Annotated in this window: 23 protein-coding genes; 9 read left to right on the forward strand and 14 right to left on the reverse strand. The window is 61.9% G+C overall.

The features are described 5' to 3' along the window. Entirely contained in the window at nt 1-1029 is a 1029-nt protein-coding gene (holA, locus tag V1279_RS35455; RefSeq protein WP_334445430.1) for a DNA polymerase III subunit delta, read from the forward strand. A gap of 157 nt (nt 1030-1186) precedes the next feature. Here holA and V1279_RS35460 read toward each other — a convergent pair whose 3' ends face one another. The 7 genes from V1279_RS35460 to hemJ form a co-directional block, all read right to left on the reverse strand. After that, nucleotides 1187-2071, reverse strand: coding sequence for a ParB/RepB/Spo0J family partition protein (locus V1279_RS35460; protein ID WP_334445432.1), 885 nt, complete (start codon nt 2069-2071; stop codon nt 1187-1189). Between the two features lie 146 nt (nt 2072-2217). Next, nucleotides 2218-3069 carry a ParA family protein gene (locus tag V1279_RS35465; RefSeq protein ID WP_334445434.1) on the reverse strand — a complete coding sequence of 284 codons (852 nt, stop codon included), beginning with the start codon at nt 3067-3069 and terminating at the stop codon, nt 2218-2220. Next, on the reverse strand, nt 3066-3752 hold the full coding sequence (gene rsmG / locus V1279_RS35470; protein ID WP_334445436.1) for a 16S rRNA (guanine(527)-N(7))-methyltransferase RsmG: 687 nt from the start codon (nt 3750-3752) through the stop codon (nt 3066-3068). Before rsmG ends, V1279_RS35465 begins: the two co-directional genes overlap by 4 nt. A 139-nt stretch (nt 3753-3891) precedes the next feature. Further along, complete coding sequence (mnmG, locus tag V1279_RS35475) at nt 3892-5778, reverse strand: tRNA uridine-5-carboxymethylaminomethyl(34) synthesis enzyme MnmG (protein WP_334445438.1); 1887 nt, start codon at nt 5776-5778, stop codon at nt 3892-3894. A gap of 130 nt (nt 5779-5908) precedes the next feature. Next, nucleotides 5909-7246 (reverse strand): tRNA uridine-5-carboxymethylaminomethyl(34) synthesis GTPase MnmE, encoded by a 1338-nt coding sequence (mnmE, locus tag V1279_RS35480; RefSeq protein WP_334445440.1) that lies wholly within the window; start codon nt 7244-7246, stop codon nt 5909-5911. 295 nt (nt 7247-7541) lie between these two features. Further along, nucleotides 7542-8807 carry a transcription termination factor Rho gene (gene rho, locus V1279_RS35485; RefSeq protein ID WP_108520089.1) on the reverse strand — a complete coding sequence of 422 codons (1266 nt, stop codon included), beginning with the start codon at nt 8805-8807 and terminating at the stop codon, nt 7542-7544. 259 nt (nt 8808-9066) lie between these two features. After that, nucleotides 9067-9513 (reverse strand): protoporphyrinogen oxidase HemJ, encoded by a 447-nt coding sequence (gene hemJ, locus V1279_RS35490; protein ID WP_334445442.1) that lies wholly within the window; start codon nt 9511-9513, stop codon nt 9067-9069. A 453-nt stretch (nt 9514-9966) separates the two neighbouring features. On the opposite strand from hemJ, the gene V1279_RS35495 reads away from it, so the two are divergent. The 4 genes from V1279_RS35495 to dnaQ are packed head-to-tail and all read left to right on the forward strand — an operon-like array spanning nt 9967 to nt 12775. Further along, on the forward strand, nt 9967-10806 hold the full coding sequence (locus V1279_RS35495; RefSeq protein ID WP_334445444.1) for a pyruvate, water dikinase regulatory protein: 840 nt from the start codon (nt 9967-9969) through the stop codon (nt 10804-10806). A 10-nt stretch (nt 10807-10816) separates the two neighbouring features. Next, nucleotides 10817-11425 carry a Maf family protein gene (locus tag V1279_RS35500; protein ID WP_334445446.1) on the forward strand — a complete coding sequence of 203 codons (609 nt, stop codon included), beginning with the start codon at nt 10817-10819 and terminating at the stop codon, nt 11423-11425. 25 nt (nt 11426-11450) lie between these two features. Then, nucleotides 11451-12050: a dephospho-CoA kinase gene (gene coaE / locus V1279_RS35505; protein WP_334445448.1), complete on the forward strand. Its 600-nt coding sequence runs from the start codon at nt 11451-11453 to the stop codon at nt 12048-12050. A gap of 29 nt (nt 12051-12079) precedes the next feature. Then, entirely contained in the window at nt 12080-12775 is a 696-nt protein-coding gene (dnaQ, locus tag V1279_RS35510) for a DNA polymerase III subunit epsilon (protein ID WP_334445450.1), read from the forward strand. A gap of 22 nt (nt 12776-12797) precedes the next feature. Here dnaQ and secB read toward each other — a convergent pair whose 3' ends face one another. Next, nucleotides 12798-13286 carry a protein-export chaperone SecB gene (secB, locus tag V1279_RS35515; protein ID WP_057853768.1) on the reverse strand — a complete coding sequence of 163 codons (489 nt, stop codon included), beginning with the start codon at nt 13284-13286 and terminating at the stop codon, nt 12798-12800. A gap of 455 nt (nt 13287-13741) precedes the next feature. Between secB and V1279_RS35520 the strand changes: the two genes are divergently transcribed. Genes V1279_RS35520 through V1279_RS35530 form a run of 3 tightly spaced genes read left to right on the forward strand, consistent with a single transcriptional unit; the run spans nt 13742 to nt 16624 of the window. Continuing rightward, nucleotides 13742-14446, forward strand: a complete 705-nt coding sequence (locus V1279_RS35520; RefSeq protein WP_334445452.1) for a Tim44/TimA family putative adaptor protein — start codon at nt 13742-13744, stop codon at nt 14444-14446. Next, complete coding sequence (gene mltA / locus V1279_RS35525) at nt 14370-16031, forward strand: murein transglycosylase A (protein WP_334445454.1); 1662 nt, start codon at nt 14370-14372, stop codon at nt 16029-16031. Before V1279_RS35520 ends, mltA begins: the two co-directional genes overlap by 77 nt. Further along, entirely contained in the window at nt 16028-16624 is a 597-nt protein-coding gene (locus V1279_RS35530; RefSeq protein ID WP_334445456.1) for a Smr/MutS family protein, read from the forward strand. The genes mltA and V1279_RS35530 overlap by 4 nt, the downstream gene beginning before the upstream one ends. Here the strand turns inward: V1279_RS35530 and V1279_RS35535 are convergent. The 6 genes from V1279_RS35535 to hslV all read right to left on the reverse strand — a co-directional run bounded on the left by V1279_RS35535 (nt 16621) and on the right by hslV (nt 22024). Continuing rightward, nucleotides 16621-17745, reverse strand: coding sequence for a hypothetical protein (locus tag V1279_RS35535; protein WP_334445458.1), 1125 nt, complete (start codon nt 17743-17745; stop codon nt 16621-16623). The genes V1279_RS35530 and V1279_RS35535 overlap by 4 nt on opposite strands. 167 nt (nt 17746-17912) lie before the next feature. Continuing rightward, nucleotides 17913-19214 (reverse strand): ATP-dependent protease ATPase subunit HslU, encoded by a 1302-nt coding sequence (gene hslU, locus V1279_RS35540; RefSeq protein WP_334445459.1) that lies wholly within the window; start codon nt 19212-19214, stop codon nt 17913-17915. Nucleotides 19215-19222: 8 nt separating this feature from the next. Then, on the reverse strand, nt 19223-20299 hold the full coding sequence (locus V1279_RS35545; RefSeq protein ID WP_334446722.1) for a hypothetical protein: 1077 nt from the start codon (nt 20297-20299) through the stop codon (nt 19223-19225). Between the two features lie 67 nt (nt 20300-20366). After that, the gene (locus V1279_RS35550) at nt 20367-20975 is read right to left on the reverse strand and encodes a DUF2585 domain-containing protein (protein WP_334445460.1); all 609 of its coding nucleotides are present in this window, start codon (nt 20973-20975) and stop codon (nt 20367-20369) included. Further along, complete coding sequence (locus tag V1279_RS35555; RefSeq protein ID WP_334445462.1) at nt 20972-21457, reverse strand: GNAT family N-acetyltransferase; 486 nt, start codon at nt 21455-21457, stop codon at nt 20972-20974. The genes V1279_RS35550 and V1279_RS35555 overlap by 4 nt, the downstream gene beginning before the upstream one ends. A 15-nt stretch (nt 21458-21472) precedes the next feature. Next, nucleotides 21473-22024, reverse strand: a complete 552-nt coding sequence (gene hslV, locus V1279_RS35560; protein WP_334445464.1) for an ATP-dependent protease subunit HslV — start codon at nt 22022-22024, stop codon at nt 21473-21475. A gap of 193 nt (nt 22025-22217) precedes the next feature. On the opposite strand from hslV, the gene hisB reads away from it, so the two are divergent. Further along, entirely contained in the window at nt 22218-22811 is a 594-nt protein-coding gene (gene hisB, locus V1279_RS35565) for an imidazoleglycerol-phosphate dehydratase HisB (protein WP_334445465.1), read from the forward strand. Nucleotides 22812-22830 lie beyond the last annotated feature (19 nt).

The following is a 22830-nucleotide window of genomic DNA, read 5'->3' on the forward strand; positions in this document are numbered from 1 at the left end:
TTGGTAGCGCTCCGCGGAAAAGATATCGACGCTTTTCTCGCCCGGCCCGATCCCGGCCGGCCTATCATCCTGCTTTACGGTCCGGATGCCGGCCTGGTCCGCGAGCGCGCTGACGCGCTGATCGCCTCCGCCGTCGACGACCCCAACGATCCCTTCTCGCTAGTGCGATTGGACGGCGACGAGCTGTCGGCCGAACCGTCGCGGCTGGTCGATGAAGCCATGACGATACCGATGTTCGGCGGCCGCCGCGCCATTCGCGTGCGCGCCGGCTCCCGCAGTTTTGCCAGCGGAGTCGATACGCTGGCCGATTCGCCGGTGAAGGACTGCCGCATCGTGATCGAGGCCGGCGAGCTGCGACCGGAATCGCCGCTGCGCAAGGCCTGCGAGCGCGCCAAGACCGCCGTCGCCATTGCCTGCTATCCCGACACCGAGCGCGACCTTGCCAGATTGATCGACGAGGAATTGCGATCTTCCAATTTGCGCATCGCCGCTGACGCGCGCGCCGTGCTGATGTCGTTGCTCGGCGGCGACCGTCAGGCCTCGCGCAACGAGCTTCGCAAGCTGGCGCTCTATTCCCACGGCAAGGGCGAGATCGCGCTCGACGATGTCATGACCGTCGTGTCCGATGCGTCCGAGCTGAAGCTCGACCCGATCGTGGATGGCGCCTTTGCCGGCAAGCCAGACATGGTCGAAAGCGAATTTGCCAAAGCGATGGTCGCCGGCACCTATCCCGGTGTCATCATCTCCGCCGCACAGCGCCAGGCGGCATGGCTGCACAAATCGGCGCTTGCGATGGCCGAAGGGACGCCGGTCTCGACCTTGCTCGAAAGCGGCTATCCGCGCCTGCATTTCTCGCGCAAAGGCGCCGTCGAAATCGCGCTGCGCAGTTTCAACGCAGCGCGGCTGGCCGCCATCATCGATCAGCTCGGAACGGCCGCCCTCGACATGCGCAAGCAGGCCTCGCTGGCGTCAGCGATCGCCCAGCGCGCGCTGCTCTCGATCGCGGCCAATGCGAAGCGGCGAGGGTGAGTTCCGGCACGTGTCCCGGACGCGGTGCAGCGTTCTTCACGATGCACCGCAGAGCCGGGACCCATTGAATTAGATGGACCCCGGAACAGCAGCGCACCGCTACGCGCTGCGCTGCATCCGGGGAACGTAGTTCCGTAGCTACCGCCACAACAACGGATTAAGAAGCGCCCCTCTCCAGCCGCCGCATCACCTCATCGAGCTGTTCGAGGTTGCGATAGCTGATATGGACGGAGCCGCCGGGGTCACGGTGGTTGACGGTCACGGTAAGACCGAGTGCATCGCTGACACGCTTTTCCAGCGCGATCGTGTCGGGATCTTTCGCCTTGCCGCCGGCCCGCGCCTTTTGCGGCTTGCGCTCCGGGACGCCCTCCTCATGCGCCAACGCCTCGGTCTGGCGTACGTTCAACCCTTCCTCGACAATGCGTTTCGCCGCAGCCAGCGGATCGGGCACGCCGATCAGGGCGCGGGCGTGTCCCGCCGACAATTGGCCGTTGGCGATATAGGCCTGCACCTCCGCCGGCAATTTCGTCAGCCGCATCATGTTGGCGACGTGGCTGCGGCTCTTGCCTACTTCCTTGGCGATGTCTTCCTGGCTGCGTTTGAATTCGTCGGCCAGCGCGTGATAGCCCTGCGCCTCTTCCATCGCATTGAGGTCTTCGCGCTGCACGTTCTCGATGATCATGATCTCGAGCGCGTCGCTGTCGCTGACGTCGATGGGGACGATCGGCACCTCGTGCAGGCTGGCGAGTTGCGCCGCGCGCCAGCGGCGCTCGCCTGCGATGATCTCATAGCGGTCCTGTGAACCCTTCACCGGCCGCACCACGATCGGCTGGATCACGCCGTGCTGCTTGACGGAGCTGGCAAGCTCGCCGAGTTCGGCCTCGGAAAACGTCCGGCGCGGGTTGCGCGGATTCGGCTTCAAAAATTCGATCGGAACCTTGCGCTGGTTGCGCGGCCGGTCGACATGTGCGGCCTCGCCGCCGACATCTCCGATCAGGCTTGCGAGACCACGACCCAGTCGCGAACGCGTTTCGTCGGCCATCGCCGCCAACTCCCTAGGATTCACTTCGCTACTCCGGAACTAGAATTCGGTTGACCGTAGGGTGGGCAAAGCGAAGCATGCCCACCGATTTTCGCGACAGATAATGGTGGGCACGGCGAAGACGCCTTTGCCCACCCTACGCCCGACTAGTGCGCCCGCAGCTCGCGCTCGCGCTGGATCACTTCCGTTGCAAGCTTGAGGTACGCTTCGCTGCCGACGCATTTGAGGTCGTAGACCAGCACTGGCTTGCCGTAGGACGGCGCCTCGGAGATGCGCACATTGCGCGGGATCATGGTGTCGTAGACCTTGCCGCCCATGAACTGCCGCACGTCGGCGACAACCTGGTTCGACAGATTGTTGCGGGAGTCGAACATGGTCAGCACGATGCCGTGGATCGACAGGTTCGGATTGAGCGTCGAGCGCACCTGCTCCACCGTCTGCAGCAATTGCGACAAACCTTCGAGCGCGAAGAACTCGCATTGCAGCGGCACCAGGATCGCGTCCGACGCCGCCATCGCGTTGACGGTGAGGAGGTTGAGCGACGGCGGGCAATCGATCAGCACATAGGTGTATTCGGTGTCCGGCGCCGCGTTCTTGTTCAGCGCGGCGATCGCGTCGCGCAGGCGGAATGCACGGCCGGGCGTCGTGCCGAGTTCGAGCTCGAGCCCCGACAGATCCATCGTCGACGAGGCGATGTGCAGCCGCGGCACCGCGGTGGCGACGACTGCTTCACGTAGCGGCGCTTCGCCGATCAGCACGTCATAGGTCGAGCAGTTGCGGTTGCGGCGATCAATGCCGAGACCGGTAGAGGCATTGCCCTGCGGGTCGAGATCGACGATCAGCACACGCTCGCCAATCGCGGCGAGTGCGGTGCCCAGATTGATCGCTGTGGTGGTCTTGCCGACGCCGCCCTTTTGATTGGCCAGCGACAGGATGCGCGGATGGGGTGGCGGAGTTGGCTCCCTATCCGCTTGATATAATTCATCTAATTCGGTCATGCCCGATCGCCATATGTGATCGCGGAGGGGTTGCGCCGCTCGATCCGATCGAGTTCGACGATCCAGCCGTGCCCGCCCGTGCGGCTGGAATGGAGTCGCGGTTCAATATTCCAATATTTAGTGGCCTCGGTCAATTCGGCCTCTACATCTTGACCCTTGAGAAACAAAGCTTTTGCGCCTTCTTTCACAAACGGTTCCGCAAAACCGACAAGCTGATGTAACGGAGCCAGGGCACGTGCAGTGACGCAATCGACACGACTGCCGATTCTATCCACAATATCCCCGATTCCAGCCAAATGCACGGTCGCAGCCGCAGAAGTTACGCGGGCAGCTTCGCGCAGGAAGGCTGCCTTCTTGGCGTTGCGCTCGACCAGGTGAACATTGGCGTCCGGCGTTTCCGCCAAGGCGCAAGCGAGAACCACGCCTGGAAAGCCACCGCCGCTGCCGAGGTCGACCCAGATCTTCGCCGTCGGGGCTAGATCCAGTAGTTGTAGCGAATCCGAGATATGGCGGGTCCACAAATTTGGGAGCGTCGACGGCGCCACGAGATTTGTCTTGGCCTGCCACTCCACCAGCAACGCTGTGTAGCGATCCAGCCGCGCTTCTGTTTCACATGAAACGGGTGTGAGGGCCAAGGCCGCCGATTTATCGGAGGGCAAGATCGGAGAGGCGACTTTCGCCATGGGCGTCTCGCTGAGTGTCATCTTCGGGCAGTCGCAGAATGGGTGGCGCGAAGCGATACCCATCAACGCCCCATGCTTGGCTCATGGGTGTCGCTTCGCTCCACCCATCCTACAGCAATGTTTCACGTGAAACAGATTCTTAAGCCGTCGCCCTCGAAGTCTTCCGCCGGGCTTCGCGGCGCAAATAGGCCGCCAGAATACCCAGCGCCGCCGGCGTCAAACCATCGAGCCGGCCCGCCTGCCCCACCGTCCGCGGCCGGGACGCCTCAAGCTTGGAGCGCGCCTCATTGGAAAGCCCGGGCACGTCGGCGTAATCGATCTCGGTCAGGACCAGACCCTCGTCCCGCCGGAAGGCATCGACGTCGGCAGTCTGGCGTTTGAGATAGACATCGTATTTGGCGTCGATCTCCAGGTGCATGGCAATCGTCGGATCGATGGCAGAGAGCTCCGGCCAGATACCGCGCAGGCTCGCCCACTCGACCTCCGGATAAGCCAGCAGCTCAAACGCCGAGCGCCGATGGCCGTCCCGGTTCAAGGCCAGGCCGTACTTGGCGGCCTCGTTGGGAGTGATCGCCAGCGACTTGGCAAGCGACTTGGCCGCTTCCAAAGCGGCCATCTTTTCGCGATGCCGCAGCGAACGCGCCTGCCCTACGCAGCCCAAGGCAATTCCCTTGTTGGTCAAACGTTGGTCGGCGTTGTCGGCCCGCAAAGTCAGACGGTATTCGGCCCGCGAGGTGAACATCCGGTACGGCTCGGTGATCCCGCGGGTTACGAGATCATCGATCATCACACCGAGATAGCCGTCTGCCCGATCGAACACCATAGGGTCGGCGCCACCCGCCGCCGCCAAGGCAGCGTTGAGGCCAGCAACGATTCCTTGCGCCGCCGCCTCCTCATATCCGGTCGTGCCGTTGATCTGTCCGGCCAGGAAGAGACCCGGCAGACGCTTGGTCTGCAGCGTCGGCTCGAGTTCGCGAGGATCGACGTGGTCGTACTCGATGGCATAGCCCGGCCGAACCATCTTCACTTGTTCGAGCCCGGGAATCGTCGCGAGGATCGCGAGTTGAACTTCTTCCGGCAGCGAGGTCGAGATGCCGTTGGGATAGACCGTGGAGTCGTCGAGCCCTTCCGGCTCCAGAAAGATCTGATGGCCGTCGCGGTCCCCGAACCGGACGATCTTGTCTTCGATCGAGGGACAATAGCGCGGACCGCTGCTCTTGATCTGGCCGGAATACATCGGCGAGCGATGCACATTGGCCCGGATGACTTCATGGGTCGCCGGCGTTGTCCGCGTGATCCCGCACTGGATCTGTGGGGTCGTAATCCGGTCGGTCATGACCGAGAACGGCTCCGGCGGGTCATCGCCGGGCTGCATTTCGACCGCCGTCCAGTCGATGGTCGTGCCATCGAGCCGCGGCGGCGTGCCGGTCTTCAATCGACCGAGCGTAAAGCCAACCCTTTCGAACGAGGCCGAGAGCCCCATTGCCGGCTCCTCCCCGACCCGTCCGGCCGGCCAATTCTTTTCGCCGAGGTGGATCAGGCCCCGCAGGAAGGTCCCGGTGGTGATGACCACGGCCCCGGCGCTCAGCTTACGGCCATCGCCCAAGCGAATTCCGGTGACCCGGCCGTTCGAGACGATCAGCTCATCCGCCTCGCCTTCGATCACGCTGAGATTGGCGGTCTCCCGGATCGCGGCCTGCATGGCGGCAGCGTATAGCTTGCGGTCCGCCTGGGCCCGTGGTCCGCGGACCGCCGGACCCTTGCGGCGGTTCAGCATTCGAAACTGGATCCCACCAGCATCGGCCACGCGGCCCATCAAACCATCCAGGGCATCGACCTCGCGGACCAGGTGACCCTTGCCGAGACCGCCGATGGCGGGATTGCAGGACATCGCTCCGATGGTCGCGAAACGATGGGTCACCAGGGTAGTCTTCGCACCCATCCGCGCCGCCGCGCTCGCGGCCTCACAGCCGGCGTGGCCGCCGCCGATGACGATGATATCGTAAGAGTCCGCCAAGGAAATCATGGCGCGACTTCTATCCCGGAGTTGAAAAACGCGGAAGGAAGAAATTGCCGAAGTTGTTTCACGTGAAACAACGGCTCCTGGAACCGGCCGAATGTTTCACGTGAAACAGGCCCCCATAGTTAAGGAAGTATTACTTACCTACGCAGAACTCGCGGAAGATGACGTCGAGAATGTCCTCGACGTCCACACGCCCGAGCAGCCTTCCCAGCGAGTACGCCGCCAATCGAAGTTCTTCCGCCGCCAGCTCCTCTCCCTGCCCGACCACTGCGACACTGCGTCGAAGCGAAGTCGCCGTCTCTTGCAAGAGTTTCCGTTGCCGGCTTCGGCTGATCAGTCCGCCCTCGGTGCCGCCAAAATAGTGCTGGGTGAAATCGACCAATGCCGCGATCAGCTCCGGCACGCCGTCGCCGCGGCTCGCCGAAATCTGGAAGCTTCCCTGCCCCGGCGCCGCTGCCTCGGCCAATGGCCGACCCGCTCCTTTGAGATCGATCTTGTTTCGCACCTTCCAGATCGGCGCGGCCCCATCGTGATCAATCGCGACCTGCGGCGAGTCGGAAAGCCACAGCACGAGGTCCGCATCCGCCGCACGCGCCCGGGCACGACGGACGCCCTCCTGCTCGACCGGATCGTCGGTCTCCCGAATCCCGGCGGTGTCGATCACGGTCACCGGATAGCCGTCGAGATCGAGCTGCACCTCGATGACATCGCGCGTGGTGCCAGCGTGCGGCGATACGATCGCGACCTCACGGCGCGCGAGTTGATTCATCAGCGTCGACTTGCCGACATTCGGCGGGCCGGCGATTGCGACGACGAGACCATCGCGGAGCCGCTCACTCCGCCCCTGCCCGGCAAGGACTTCCTCGATCTCGGCCAGCAGCGCTTTGACCTTCGCCAAGGCCGGCGCGATCAATTCCGCCGGCACGTCGCCCTCGTCCGAAAAATCAATCCCAGCCTCGATCAAGGCAGACGCTTCGATGATACGCGCGCGCCAATCGCGCGCTCTGTCGCCAAGCAGTCCCTTCAATTGGCGCAGCGCCTGGCGCCGCTGCCGATCGGTGTCGGCATGGATGAGATCATCGAGACCTTCGGCCTCGGTCAGATCGAGCTTGCCGTTCTCGAAAGCCCGTCGGGTAAATTCCCCGGGCTCGGCCGGGCGAACATCTTCGAATGCGGACAGCGCCGCGAACAAGGCGGCCAGCACCGCACGCCCGCCATGGACGTGAAATTCCGCGACGTCTTCCCCGGTCGCGCTGGCCGGACCCGGAAACCACAGCATCACGGCATCGTCGATCGGCCGCTGGCCGACATCCCCAAGCAGCACGCGGGCGGCCATTCGCGGCGACGGCAGTTTACCGGCAAGCGCCATCACGATCTTTCCAGCCTGCGGACCCGACACGCGCACCAACGCGATCGCGCTTGGTGGCCGGCCCGACGACAGTGCAAAGATGGTCTGATCCCGCGGATGCATGGCCTATTTGTGCGGGCGGTTTTGAAAAGGCAACGCGATTCGGGGCCTGAATGCGCAGGCGATACAGCGGGTCTACCGCGGACAGGGCGGCAATAATGCTGCAAAACCCCGGAGAAGCGCCCTCCTCCTGATACCTAGATCCAAACAAATAGTATAAAATTCAATATCTTAAATGGTTAACCAATCGCCAAGACCGATTTTCCAATGCTGCATTCGCATCGCAGCGACGCCCGCGGCATGAAAAAAGGCGCCTCGTAGTGTGCGAGGCGCCCTCCTCCAAACCCGGCCTGATGGCTCAGGTATTCATGGAATCGAAGAACTCCGAGTTGTTCTTGGTGTTCCGGAGCTTGTCGAGCAGGAAGTCGATCGCGTCCATGGTGCCCATCGGATTGAGGATCCGGCGCAGCACGTACATTTTCTTCAGAAGCTGCGGATCGGTGATCAACTCTTCCTTGCGGGTGCCGGAGCGCGAGATGTCGATCGCCGGGAAGGTCCGCTTGTCCGAGACCTTGCGGTCGAGGATCAGTTCGGAGTTACCGGTGCCCTTGAATTCTTCGAAGATGACTTCGTCCATACGGCTGCCGGTATCGACCAGCGCGGTCGCGATGATCGTGAGCGAACCGCCCTCCTCGATGTTTCGCGCGGCGCCGAAGAATCGTTTCGGCCGCTGCAGCGCGTTGGCATCGACACCGCCGGTCAACACCTTGCCGGATGACGGCACCACGGTGTTGTAAGCGCGGCCCAGACGTGTGATCGAGTCGAGAAGGATGACCACGTCGCGGCCGTGCTCGACGAGCCGCTTGGCCTTCTCGATCACCATCTCGGCGACCTGGACGTGACGCACGGCGGGTTCGTCAAAGGTGGACGACACCACCTCGCCCTTCACCGAACGCTGCATGTCCGTGACTTCTTCCGGACGCTCGTCGATCAGCAGCACGATCAGATAGCATTCCGGATGATTGGCGGTGATCGAATGCGCGATGTTCTGCATCAGCACGGTCTTGCCGGTGCGCGGCGGCGCCACGATCAGCGCACGCTGGCCTTTGCCGATCGGGGCGACGATGTCGATCACCCTTGCAGAAAGGTCTTTGCGCGTCGGGTCTTCGAGCTCGAGGCGGAAGCGCTGGTCCGGAAACAGCGGCGTCAAATTGTCGAAATTGACCTTGTGCTTGGACTTTTCCGGATCCTCGAAATTGAGGGTGTTGACCTTCAGCAGCGCAAAATAGCGTTCGCCTTCTTTCGGGCTGCGGATGTGGCCTTCGATGGTGTCGCCGGTGCGAAGGCCGAAGCGGCGGATCTGCGACGGCGAGACGTAGATGTCGTCTGGGCCGGGCAGATAGTTGGCGTCGGGCGAGCGCAGAAAGCCGAAGCCGTCGGAGAGAACCTCAACGACGCCTTCGCCGATAATGTCGATTTCCTGGATCGCGAGCTGCTTGAGGATAGCGAACATCAGCTCCTGCTTGCGCATGGTGCTGGCATTTTCGACCCCGTTCTCTTCCGCGAACGAGACGAGCTCGGCCGGCGTTTTCGATTTGAGGTCCTGGAGTTTCATTTCCCGCATTGGGGTGGTCCTGTGGAGTGTTTCTTTAGGGAAGGGGTGCGAGGTGGCTTAAGGAAAAAGCGGACACGAAAAATGGAAGGTCCGCAGGTCTAAGCAAGGAAAGCGCCGGTGAGGCTTCAAACCTGATGCGGCGGCCGGTCCAATGAAGGAGCCGGAACGCAACCACATCCGCCTGCGTGGGGTGGGATTTCGACAATATAGAAAATCATCCGGCGCTTCGCAAGCAGCTGGAAAACCGGGTCACGTCGAAAGCTCAGGTCTAGAACGGCTTCACGATCACCATGATAACGATGAGGATCATCAGAACAGTCGGTACCTCATTGATAATACGATAGAATTTTTGGCTTCTGGTATTCCGGTCGGCGGCGAAATCCTTGACCCAGCGGGAAAAAAAGCCGTGGACACCCGACAGGATGAGCACCAGCGTCAGTTTGGCGTGAAACCAGCCGGACGTGTACCAATGCCCGCTCCAAGCCAGATAAAGCCCGGCCAGCCAAGTGACGATCATCGCCGGATTGATGATCGCCTTCAGCAGTCGCCATTCCATCACCTTGAAAATCTCGGACTGCTTAGATCCGACCTCGGCCTCGCAGTGATAGACGAACAGCCGCGGCAGATAGAGCATGCCAGCCATCCACGAGATGATCGCAATCACGTGCAGCGCCTTGATCCACGGATACGCGGTGATCGTGATCCACTCGTACATTGCAGTCGCCTGACCTTGCTCGTCCCTGGAACTTCCGACGCTCGCAGCGTTGCGAAGAAGCGCTGCCAGCCAGGGGACGCAAGACATATCCGCAAAGCACCGCTTCTCTAAACTAATTATTTTAGAATCTTAAGTTTGAGTCTAAGTGACGGTGATTATGACTCACACAAAACGATCCCGCATGTTTGCGAGGCTTGTTCACACCCGTCCCCAATTTCGGCCGGACATTGCATCATCCTGATAACGCCACGCGCATCAATTGCTTGCGCCGTTTCGTGGCCAGCTTATGAAGAGACAAATCCACACCTTCCCACTATCATGGCGATGAGCCGGCGGACTTGTCCTCTCGCGGGGCCCTGTGAAGAAAAGTCCGGGTTATCCCTGACGTGACGACCCAGGGCTAAATATCTCGGTTAAGCTCCACAGGGATTCACAGGTTACACAGGGGTTCTGGTGCCCACGACCGGCAATTATTTTCATCTTCATCTGGTCTCCGACTCGACCGGCGAGACACTGATCACGGTGGCGCGCGCGGTGGCTGCGCAATACGCCAATGTGACCGCGGTCGAACATGTCTATCCGCTGGTGCGCAGCCAGAAGCAGCTCGACCGCGTGCTCGACGAGATCGAGGAGGCGCCGGGCATCGTGCTCTTCACGCTGCTGGAAAAGGATCTGGTCGGCCGGCTGGAGGCCAAGTGCAGGGATATCAACATCCCGAGCCTGTCGATTATTGGCCCGGTGATGCAAATGTTCGAGGCCTATCTCGGCGCGGCGACGACGGGGAGGGTGGGCGCCCAGCACGTTCTGAATGCGGAATATTTCAAGCGCATCGACGCCTTGAACTACACCATGATACATGACGACGGCCAGCACGTCGAAGGTCTGGAAGATGCCGACGTGGTTCTGGTCGGCGTGTCCCGCACATCGAAGACGCCGACCTCGATCTATCTCGCCAACCGCGGCGTCCGCACCGCGAACGTGCCGCTGGTGCCTGGCATTCCGCTGCCGCACCAGCTGGAGACGTTGAAAAAGCCATTGGTCGTCAGCCTTCATGCGACGCCGGAGCGGTTGATCCAGGTCCGGCAAAACCGGTTGCTGAGCATGGGAGCCGATATCCCCAACGATGAGTACATCGATCGTCAGGCGGTAACCGATGAAGTCGCCTACGCCCGGAAACTGAGTGCCAAATTCAGCTGGGCGCAGCTCGACGTGACGCGCCGCTCGATCGAGGAAACCGCCGCGGCCGTGCTGAAACTGTTCACCGATCGGCAGCGGCAGCGGCTTCCGGAATGACGCTGTTGCGATGACCATCTGGCGTGGACAACATCCGCTGATACTGGCCTCGCAGAGCCGCGCGCGGCAGATGCTGCTTGCCAACGCCGGCATTGCCTTCGAAGCCGTTCCCGCCGATATCGACGAACGATCCGTGCAGAAGAATTCCGGCCTTTCCGCGCCCGGCGAGATCGCTAGCCTGCTGGCGCGCGAGAAGGCGTGCTTCGTATCGTCAGGGAATCCCGGGCGTTTTGTTATCGGCGCCGATCAGACGCTGGCTTTGGGAAACCGGCTGTTCAGCAAACCGGCGGGCCGCGCGCAGGCCGCAGAGCAGCTACGGCTGCTTGCTGGCTGCATGCATGAACTGCACGCCGCCGTTGCGGTCGCCTGCGACGGCAAGGTATTGTTTTCGGATGTTTCGGTCGCGCGCTTGACCATGCGTGCTCTAAGCGGGGCGGAGATCAGAGCGTATCTGGACGAGGCCGGCGAGGCCGTGACATCCAGCGTCGGTGCCTATCAACTCGAAGGACTGGGCGTACATCTATTCGATCGCTTCGAAGGCGATCACTTCACGATTCTCGGCCTGCCGCTGCTGCCGCTGCTTGCATTCCTGCGCCGCGTGCGACTGCTGGGAATTTGATATCCTCTTGAGAGTAACGGACCCTATGCGGATTCTCGGACTGACCGGCTCGATCGGGATGGGAAAATCCACCACCGCAAAGCTGTTCACTGAGGCGGGGGTGCCGGTTTACGACGCCGATGCGGCCGTCCACAACATCTATGAAGGCGAGGCGGCGCCCGCGATCGAGGCGGCATTTCCCGGCACGACCGTCGGCGGCAAGGTCGATCGCGCCAAACTGTCGGCCAAGGTGGTGCATGATCCGGCCGCGATCAAGCAGCTTGAGCAGATCGTTCACCCGATGCTCGGCGCCTCCCGCCAGAAATTCCTCGAAGAGGCCGAACGTTCCGGCGCGCCGGTCGTGGTGATGGATATTCCGTTGCTGTTCGAAACCGGCGGCGAGAAACGCGTCGATGCCGTGGTCGTGGTCAGCACCGATCCGGCGACCCAGCGCGAGCGCATTCTGGCGCGCGGCACCATGACCAATGAGGCGCTCGACGCCATTCTGGCGCGGCAATTGCCCGATGCCGAAAAGCGCAAGCGTGCGGATTTCGTCGTGGATACGTCGCATGGATTGGACCCGGTGCGCGCAGCGATCCGCGACATTCTGGCCGAGGTCGTTAAGATGCCGCAGCGGCGAACGTGATTCGCCTGTAGCTCCGGTTCCTGAAATCCATGCGCGAAATCGTTCTCGATACCGAAACCACTGGCCTCGATCCGCTGCGCGGCGACCGGCTGGTCGAGATCGGCTGCATTGAGATCTACAACCGCATGCCGACAGGACAGACGTTCCACCGCTACATCAATCCCGAGCGCGACATGCCAGCGGAAGCATTTAACGTGCACGGCCTGTCCACCGAGTTCCTCGCCAGCAAGCCGCTGTTCACCGAGGTGGTCGAGGAATTTCTGGAATTCATCGGCGACGCACCGCTCGTCATCCACAATGCCTCGTTCGACATCAGCTTCATCAATGCCGAGCTTGATCGCATCAAGCGGCAGCCGATTTTGCGCGACCGGCTGGTGGATACGCTGCTCTTGGCCCGTCGCAAGCATCCCGGCGTGTCGAATCGGCTGGACGATCTCTGCTCGCGCTATGCGATCGACAATTCCCGCCGCACCAAGCACGGTGCGCTGCTCGACGCCGAGCTATTGGCCGAAGTTTATATCGACCTGATCGGGGCGCGGCAGTCGCAATTGATCCTGGCGTCGGAAACCCGCGTCACTGTCAGCAACGGATTTGGCGAAACGCCGCGCCGGCAGCGCGAGGTGCCGCTGGTGCCGCGAATCACCGAGACAGACCGCGAAGCTCATCGCGCCTTCATCGCCACTTTGGGCGACAAGCCGATCTGGAACGACTTTCTGGGAGCCTAGCGGCGTTTAGCCGCTGGCTTGTTTAGCTCGGCTTTGCGCCCGAAGCGGCCTGTGCCGCAGCCTGCCGCTCCATATTCTGGCGGTACAGGCCGACGAAATCGACGGGATCGAGCATCAGCGGCGGGAAACCACCGTCGCGGACTGCGGTGGCGATGATTTCGCGCGCGAACGGGAACAACAATCGCGGGCATTCGATCATGACCAGCGGATGCAGGTTTTCCTTCGGCACATTGACGATGCGGAACACGCCGGCATAGGCCAGCTCGAAGCTGAACATCACCTTGCCGGCGTTTTCAGCCTTGCCCTCGATCGAGAGCGTCACTTCGAACTCGTTTTCCGAGAGATTGTTCGCGGAAACGTTGATCTGGATGTTGATCGCCGGCTGCTGCTGTTGCGGTGCCAGGGAGGAGGGGGCGTTCGGATTCTCGAACGACAGATCCTTGGTGTACTGGGCCAGCACGTTGAGCTGGGGAGGGGCCTGCTCGGGAGGTGCGCCGTTGCCGTTGGTCATGAAACTCTCTCCTGAAGCTGGCGAGCGGAGCCCGTTTTCGTCTGAATTCGCTCGATGGGCGGGATGCCTTTTCCGGGCGAGTGGCTATCATAGCCCCGCCTCGTTCCACAAGGACGACGGGCAGGTCGACTGGACCCACGGCGAAATATGGCAGATATGCCTAATACGGCCCCGCCGACCGCCCAATACTACCCTAAACAAGTACGTACCCTAAATAATTGAATATGCGTGATTTCCGGACACGATCGGGTTTCCCCTCGCCGCCAAAAAGCGCTACAATTCACCCGCGCCAAAACGCGCCATTGGCCGGGCGTAGTTTCATGCCTACATGCTGCAGTCTCAACGATGATGTAATCTCTGCCGTTCTCAGGGAAAACTCGTAAGAGAGCTTCTCATCAGGGAACGCTCGACCGCCGGGCCCGTTGCCGGCGCTAGAACCAGAAAGCGAATACGACGTGGATATTTACACCATCATCTTCCTGGCGCTGGCGGTCTTTATCTTCCTGCGCCTACGCAGCGTCCTCGGACAGCGCACCGGAAGCGAGCGGCCGCCCTACGATCGCGCCGCGCCCAACGTCGTGCAGCGTACGCAGGATAACAATAATGTCGTTCCGATGCCGGGTGCGGTGATCGATCAGGCGCCGCTGGCGCCGAGCGCCGATGTAGCGCCAGCCGACCGCTGGAAGGGGCTTGCCGAGCCGGACACGCCGCTGGCTGCGGGCCTCGATGCCATTGTCGCCCATGACTCCTCGTTCGATCCCCGGCATTTCATCTCCGGCGCCCGCAGCGCCTACGAGATGATCGTGCTGGCTTTCGCCAATGGCGACCGGCGCGCGCTGAAGGATCTCTTGTCCAGCGAGGTCTACGAAAGCTTCGAGGCCGTGATCAAGGATCGCGAGAAGCACGAGCAGAAAACCGAAACGCGGTTTGTTTCGATCGACAAGGCCGAGTTGGTGGGTGCGGAAGCCCGCGACCGCGCGGCGCAACTGACCGTTCGCTTCGTGTCGCAGATGATCTCGGTCACCCGCGACAAGACCGGCGCCATTGTCGATGGCAACCCCGATAAGGTCGCCGATATCACCGATGTCTGGACATTCGCCCGCGACACGAGCTCTCGCGATCCGAACTGGAAGCTGGTTGGCACCGGAAGCGCGGCCTAACGCGCGACGCCTTGCGAGGCTCGCGTTTGGCGTGATCGCTTTGGCGTGTTCGCTAGCTCCGGTGGATGCCCTTGCGGGACGTCATGCGCGTTCGCAAAAGCCTGCGCATCCGCCGTCCGTCCGTCACCTGCCATATCCACAGCTTGAATTCCCGTTTCAGATTAACGGCGGCCAGTATGCGCCGCTCGCCTGGTCCGAGATCGCGGGCTGGAGCGAGGACGATCATCTCGCCGCCTACAAGGCGTTTCGCGTAAGCTGCAGGCCGATATCGGCGCAACGAACGCCGCCGGCCGATCCGAAAGCGCTCGGCACCTCGCTACACGATCCCTGCCAAATCGCGCGAGGCCTGGAACTATCCGACGGCCTGAAGGCAAAAGCTTTCTTTGAGGAGCATTTTCTCCCCTTGCGCATTTCGCGGCTTGGCGAAGGCGAGGGCTTTGTCACCGGCTATTACGAGCCGATCGTCGACGGCTCGCGGACGGAGAACGAGGTCTACAAGGTGCCGGTCTATCGGCGGCCGTCCAATCTGTTCGTCCGCGGCACCACGCAGAGCTCGGCCGGCCTGCCCAACAAGGGCCAGGTGTTCCGCAAGATCGGCCGCCGCAAGCTGGTGCCCTATTACGATCGCGCCGAGATCGAGGACGGCGCGATTGCCGGCCGCGGGCTCGAAATCTGCTGGCTGAAGGAGCAGACCGACCTGCTGTTCTCGCAGATCCAGGGTTCGGCACGCGTCAGCCTCGACGACGGCTCGACCCTTCGTATCAATTACGATGCCCATAATGGCTATCCCTATACGGCGGTCGGCCGCATCCTGATCGAGCGCAACATCATCCCCAAGGATCAGATGTCGATGCAGAAGATCCGGGAATGGATGGAGCAGAATCCTAATGAGGCCGACGAGCTTCGACGGCAGAACAAGTCCTACGTTTTCTTCCGCGAGGTGCAGCTTTCCGACAAAGACGAGGCGGTTGGCGCCCAGGGCGTGCCGCTGACGCCGGGCCGCTCGATCGCGGTCGACAAATCGCTGCATGTCTATGGCACGCCGTTCTTCATCGAAGGCGAACTGCCGATCGAATCGGAGCTGTCAAAGATGCCGTTCCGCCGTCTGATGATTGCGCAGGACACCGGCTCCGCCATCGTCGGTCCCGCGCGCGCCGATCTCTATTTCGGCGCCGGTCTCGAAGCCGGCAAGGTTGCCGGTCGCCTCCGCCACAATGCGCGCTTCGTCATTCTGGTGCCGAAGAATCTCGATCCGGTGGCGCGCGGCCGCAAGATGCCGGTGCCCGATGCGCGGCCGTCGGAGACGATCGCAAAACTGTTCCCGCAAGCCGATCCGTTGAAAAATCCGTCCGGGGAACAGAAGGGCGCGGCGAAACCGCCCGAGGTGACCACCGCGGCGACCAACATCAGGCCCGCGGCGCAGGCAGCACCGCCGACAACAGCAGCGGTGCCTTCGCGAGCCCCGGCCGTCCAGGCTGCCGTGGCAAAGCCGGTACCGCTTCCCGAGCCGCGGCCGAAGGTTGAGGAAGCGGTTTCCGCAAAGCCGCATCAGGGTCAGCTGCGCCGATATCGCCATCGTCAATGAAACGCCGGCCGCCGAGTTTGATTCCCGAATTGCCGGAGCCGCCGCGACGCAAGCGCGGCCTGAGCGAGGAGGACCGCGCGCTGTGGGAAAGCGTCGCCAAGCAGGTCAAGCCGCTGCGTAAACGACACCGCGCCTCGAAGCCGTTGGCCACTTCGCCGGAGACGGAAACCAAAGTCGCGCCGAAACCCGCCGCCTTGCCAAGGCGCGCTGCGCCGCAACGAATCGTTGCTCCCTCAAAACCGGAGCCACCACCGCTGGCGCCGATCGGCCGCCGCGAGCGGTCGCATCTGTCGCGCGGGCGGAAGGAGATCGATGCCCGGCTCGACCTGCACGGCATGACGCAGACGAGGGCGCATCGCGCGCTGTTCGGTTTCCTGCAGCGCGCCCATCATGACGGGCTCACCTTCGTGCTCATCATCACCGGCAAGGGCAAGATCGGCGCCGAGTCCGAGCGCGGCGTGTTGCGCCGTCAGGTGCCGCAATGGCTCGGCCTGCCGGAATTCCGCTCGCTGGTGGTCGGCTTCGAGGAAGCCCATGTCGGCCATGGCGGCGAGGGCGCCTTGTATGTACGGGTGCGGCGGGCGCGGGTCTAAAACGCCCTCACGATCCCGACGCGCGGGATCAGCGTCACGATCCAGCCGAACACAATAGTCTTCCGGTCGTCCGCTGATATCGATGGGGTGTCCTTTAAAGCCGGAAGCATCTTCACCGCGTGCAGGATCAGGAACAGGCACACCGCCCAATTCGAAATCCAGCGGGAATAGTCGAACACGATCGCAAACATGACGAGATAGCCAAGGCTGACGATGATGATCGCGGCGGTGACGATGTGGCGATGCGCGTCAATGGAAAGCGCGGCGATCAGATTGCGAAAGTATCGCCAGAGCGGCGTGTGCAGCCAGATCAGGAGCGCAAACACCGGCACGCCGAGAAGGTTGTGCGGCAGGCGTTGCCAGGTATCCCAAATTTCCTTCGAGAGCGGCTGGTACCAGATATAGCCAAAGTTCAGCAGTTTCGTTTGCGACGGGTCGGCCATCCGGCTGTGCAAATGCGCGACAAACGCCATCTCCGGCACCGGAACGGTGCCGTAGAACTGCGCGGTGACGAAAAGCGCGGCCACAGCCCCGAGCGATGCGATGCCAACGGCGACGTTCTGTCGGCCGGTTCCGTGAACGAGATAATGGCGCAACACCACGATGACGGCGATCGTCGGCACATACATCAGGAGATGAATGTGGTGGATCAGAACGAGCACGATCGAGAACAGCGCGGCAAGAAACACATAGGCAAGTGAGCGCGCCGGAATCAGCAGCAGGCAGATCGCAAACAGGCATCCGTAGATATCGAAATGCCCGAGCGTGTGCATGAAATTCTTCAGGAAGAACGGCGAGCCCGCCATCAACACGAACAGCGGCAGATGCTTGTGCTCGAAACCGAACGTTCGCCGAAATAGCTGGACGAACAGCCCCGCCGTGATCAGCCAGACCGTGCCCCCGAGCGCGAACACCAGCCACACCGGTACCTTGGCGGTAAACAGCGAGACGACCGCGCCGATCAGGGCGCGCTTGGTGAAGCCGAAATGATAGTCGACCAGCAGATGGATGTAGGGGACGTAAGGCGGCAGCGTGATCTTGTGCCAGAAGACCCCGATCAGCACGGCGGCATTGACGGCAAGCATCAAGCGCCAGGGGTTTTCCCGTAGCCGAAAATTCATTCGACACCATCCGTCGTCCCTGCCCAGTGCACAATTGCGCACGGGAGCAGGGACCCATAACCACCGGCCGTGGTCGTCAACGGGATAGCGGCCCGAGCGCGAGCGCACAACGAACATTTGTGGCTATGGGTCCCCGCTTTTCGTGGGGACGACGACTGCGCCTTGGCCTACAAAATAAACCGACTCAAATCGGCGTTCTTGGCGAGATCGCCGACGTGCTTCTGCACGTAATCGGCATCGACCTTGACCGTCTCGCCATGACGGTCCGGCGCGGCAAATGAAATCTCGTCGAGCACCCGCTCCATCACCGTCTGCAGCCGCCGCGCGCCGATATTCTCCACCGTCGAATTGACGGCGACGGCGATATCCGCCAGCGCGTCGATGGCGCTGTCGGTAATGTCGAGGGTGACGCCTTCGGTCTGCAGCAGCGCGACATATTGCTTGATCAGCGAGGCTTCCGGCTCGGTCAGGATCCGGCGCATGTCGTCGCGCGTCAGCGCTTCCAGCTCGACGCGGATCGGTAGCCGCCCCTGCAATTCCGGCAACAGGTCCGAAGGCTTTGAGATATGGAACGCGCCGGAGGCGATGAACAGGATATGGTCGGTCTTGACCGCGCCGTGCTTGGTCGAGACCGTGGTGCCTTCGATTAGCGGCAACAGATCGCGCTGCACGCCCTCGCGCGAAACGTCGCCACCGGTACGGCCGTCGCGCACGCAGATCTTGTCGATCTCGTCGAGGAACACGATGCCGTTGTTTTCGACCGCGTTGATGGCTTCCAGCACCAGCTGGTCGCTGTCCAGCAATTTGTCGGATTCCTCGTTGACGAGAATCTCGTGCGAGCTTTCGACCGTCAGGCGACGGGTCTTGGTTCGCCCGCCCATCTTTCCGAAGATATCGCCGATCGAAATCGCGCCCATCTGCGCGCCGGGCATGCCCGGGATTTCGAACATCGGCATACCGCCGGACGATTGCGTCTCGATCTCGATTTCCTTTTCGTTGAGCTCGCCGGCGCGCAGCTTCTTGCGAAACGAATCGCGGGTGGCGGGGCTCGACGCCGGTCCGACCAGCGCGTCCAGCACACGGTCTTCGGCGGCCTGCTGCGCGCGGGCCTGCACGTCCTTGCGCTTGCGCTCGCGGACCTGCACGATCGCGACCTCGACGAGGTCGCGGATGATCTGCTCGACATCGCGGCCGACATAGCCGACTTCGGTGAACTTGGTGGCTTCGACCTTGATAAAGGGCGCGTTGGCAAGCTTCGCCAGCCGCCGCGCGATCTCGGTCTTGCCGACGCCGGTCGGACCGATCATCAGGATGTTTTTCGGCAGCACCTCTTCGCGCAAGCTGCCGGTGAGCTGAAGCCGCCTCCAGCGGTTGCGCAGCGCGATCGATACGGCGCGCTTGGCGTCGGCCTGGCCGACAATGAAGCGGTCGAGTTCGGAGACGATTTCACGGGGAGAAAAGTCGGTCATTCTACATCTTATACGGATAGGGTTGGTTGCGGGAGGCGACGCGTGAGCGCCGGCGGTGTCAATCTCAGTATCCCGGCACGGAGCGGCTTCCATCCGGCACTGAGCAACAACACGAAAGCGCCGAGGGTCAGGATTGTGAGTGGGGTCGTTATGTCGGAAAGGTCGACCTGCCGGATCAGAGTCCAGAATGCAGCTCCGGCGTAGGCAAGGCCTGATACGAGCAGAGCGCGGCGGTCGATCAAGACCGCGACAAGGCTGAGTGCCAGAAACACCGCCACTACGGCAATAGCCGGTTCGGGTTCGAGTTTCGAGCCTACGTCGAACACGCCGCCAATTAGCGAGTGGACGATGAGAGGCGCTGCAAGCAGATGCAGCCAGAAGGCGATATCGGTTCGGCGGGTCAACCGTTCCGGATCTGTCATATCAAACCGCATGGCCAGGCCAAAAATCGCGAGGCCGCAAACAAGAATTACGGCGCTGTACGCGCCGTGCGGAAGCTGCGGAAAAAGCCCATAAGCTAACCCCATGACCGTGAGCAGCAGCGCGCCGCACCCTGCCGCTATAGTTATGGGTACCCGAAAGCGCCAGTAGTGCAGTGCTGTCAGCAGCACGGTTAGAAATGCGGCACCGGCCAACATCGCTGGTTCGATCCCACCAAGTCCGGAAAGCCCCCATGCAGACAGCGGAAAGCTGTATAGCCGAGCGCCCGCCCCGAGAAAGACGGCGCTGGCGGCGAAAGCGGCCCAGGCAAATACGATCAGGAGAACAATGCTTGGTAACGCCATGCGCCGCAGCCGGGTGAAGAATTCGGCGAGCAACCACGCTGTAACGGCGACCGCTATCCACATACCAACGGGCCCGTTGGATGACAGGGCAAAATAGCCGACCGCCCCAATGAACATGGCAAGTCCGATCGTGACAAAGATGTCGCTGAAGCCGCTGATGAAGCGAAGCTGTTCGTCGTCGGGCGAGACGGGCAATTCAGGCGGCTCGCCGGCATTTTCCAGCGCGCACAGGCGTTCGGCCTGTTCGGCCGTAATAATGCCGCGCTCAACGCCTTTCGCCAAAATCTCGCTTGCAATCATCAACACTGGACCTCTGGAGTTAAGTAAGCCGGATCAGGGCCGTCGCAAGCAGCCTATCCCATCGTCTCTAAATGATCGGCGGCCCGCTCTGCCATAGCTTGATCGCCTCGAAGGGGTGAATCAGCATGATGATGTTGAGCGTCAGATTGTCGCGAATGTGGAGCGCCATCATGAGCTCGGACAGCAGTGCTAGCGCCACCGTGACGGCGACCGGAAGCCTTTTTGCCAGCAGGAAGCCGCCGATCATCGCAACCGAGTCGGAGATCGAGTTGACGATGGTATCGCCGAAATAATCCAGCGAGATCGTGCCGGCGCGGTAGCGGTCGATGATCCAGTCGGAATTCTCGACCAGTTCCCAGCCGCCTTCCACCAGCATGGCAAGGATCAGGCGGCCCTGCCAGGCGAGGCGGGGGAAGGCGAGGAACGCGGCGCCGTAGAACAGGAAGCCGTGCAGTATGTGCGATAGCGTGTACCAGTCGGCGATGTGCTGCGAATTCTCCGAACTCTGCACGACGCCGTGCCAGAGTTTGACATAGCCGCAGGCGCAGATCGGCAGACGGCCCATCACATACAGGATGGCGGCCTGGAGGACGAGGATGCCGGTCGCGATCAGCATCCAGTGCCAGGTTGCGACGCCAGTAGTCGGAGATTTTCCGGCGATGTTCTCGGCGGTCATGCGTTGCGCACCATCAACAGAGCGGGACCATCAGGTGTATCGACCATACCAGCTTTTTCAAATCCCGCCTTCTCATAGGCACGAACGGCCCGGGTATTGGCCGGATCGGGATCGGTGACAATGCGCGGCGCACCATTCCGCAGGCGCTCGTCGACGAAGGCGCGAATGAACGCCGAACCATGGGCGCGTTCGATCATGTCGGGCTCGCCGATGAACAGGTCGATGCCGCGGGTGCCGCGCGGATGTTCACCAAAACCTGAATTCCAGGCGGTCAGGTCGTAGCATTGCAGATAGGCGAAATCGTTGCTCCCTGCCGAGACGATGAATTGATCCATCGCCGGTTCGTCGAGATCGCCGCTGACCAAATCATACTGCTCGGATGGATCACCCCACCATTCCCGGACATGCGGCTGCGCCAACCACTGCCGGATCACCGGCAAATCGTCAGATGTCATCGGGCGGAAGACATAGTCCGGCGCCATGATCGGGGGCTTCCCTCAGAGCGTTTCGATCGTGACGTTGCGGTTGGTGTAGACGCAGATGTCGGCGGCGATATCGAGCGAGCGGCGCACGATGGTTTCGGCGTCCTTGTCGGTGTCGACCAGCGCGCGGGCGGCAGCCAGCGCATAATTGCCGCCGGAGCCGATCGCCATCACGCCCGCTTCGGGCTCCAGCACGTCGCCGGTCCCGGTCAGGACCAGCGAGACGTCCTTGTCGGCGACGATCATCATGGCCTCCAGCCGGCGCAGATAGCGGTCGGTCCGCCAGTCCTTGGCGAGTTCGACGGCTGCCCGGGTCAATTGCCCCGGATATTGCTCGAGCTTGCTTTCCAACCGCTCGAACAGGGTGAAGGCGTCGGCAGTTGCCCCGGCAAAGCCGCCGATCACGTCGCCCTTGCCGATTTTGCGGACCTTTTTGGCGTTGGCCTTGATGACGGTCTGGCCGATCGAGACCTGGCCGTCGCCGCCGATCACCACCTTGCCGCCCTTGCGGACCGTCAAAATCGTGGTGCCGTGCCATATCGGCAGGTTGTTTTCAGATGCTTGCATGAATTGCCCTCGTTCCCATCAGATTTAGGGGCTGGCGGGGAGGGATACAATCGCGGCATTTCAGCCGGGATTCCAGTCACCATAGGCCGAAGTTCAGCCTCCAAAAGTGTCATCCCGCAGTAGCGAAGGCTGGATCGGCCTGTTAAAAGGGCCGCGTTTTCGGCCCCCAGGCGGCCCAAGGGAAGCAGTTTTCATGCGCACAGCGTCCATCAAGCGCAAGACCAAGGAAACCGACATCGAGGTCGCCGTAAGCCTCGATGGCACGGGCGTATCCAAGGTTTCGACCGGGATCGGCTTTTTCGACCATATGCTCGACCTGCTGGCCCGGCATTCGCGCATCGACATCACCGTGAAGGCCGATGGCGACCTCCATGTCGACCACCACCACACCACCGAGGACGTCGGCATCGCGCTGGGACAGGCCGTAAAGCAGGCGCTCGGCACCATGGCCGGCATCACCCGCTATGCCTCGATCCACATGCCGATGGATGAGACGCTGTCGCGCGTCGTGATCGACATTTCGGGCCGGCCGGTGCTGGTGTTCAAGGTCGATTTTCCGCGCGACAAGGTGGGTCAGTTCGATACCGAGCTGGTGCGCGAATGGTTCAACGCCTTCACCATCAACGCCGGCGTGACTTTGCACGTCGAGACCTTATATGGCGAGAACAGCCATCATATCGCCGAATCCTGTTTCAAGGGTCTGGCGAGGGCGCTCCGCGCCGCTGTCGCGATCGATCCGCGCGCCGCGGGCGAAGTGCCTTCCACCAAGGGTCAGCTCGGCGGCTGATTTCTTGTTTGCGTTTTCG

Origin of the sequence: Bradyrhizobium sp. AZCC 1610 (assembly GCF_036924515.1) — a bacterium.
Classification (GTDB): Bacteria; Pseudomonadota; Alphaproteobacteria; order Rhizobiales; family Xanthobacteraceae; genus Bradyrhizobium.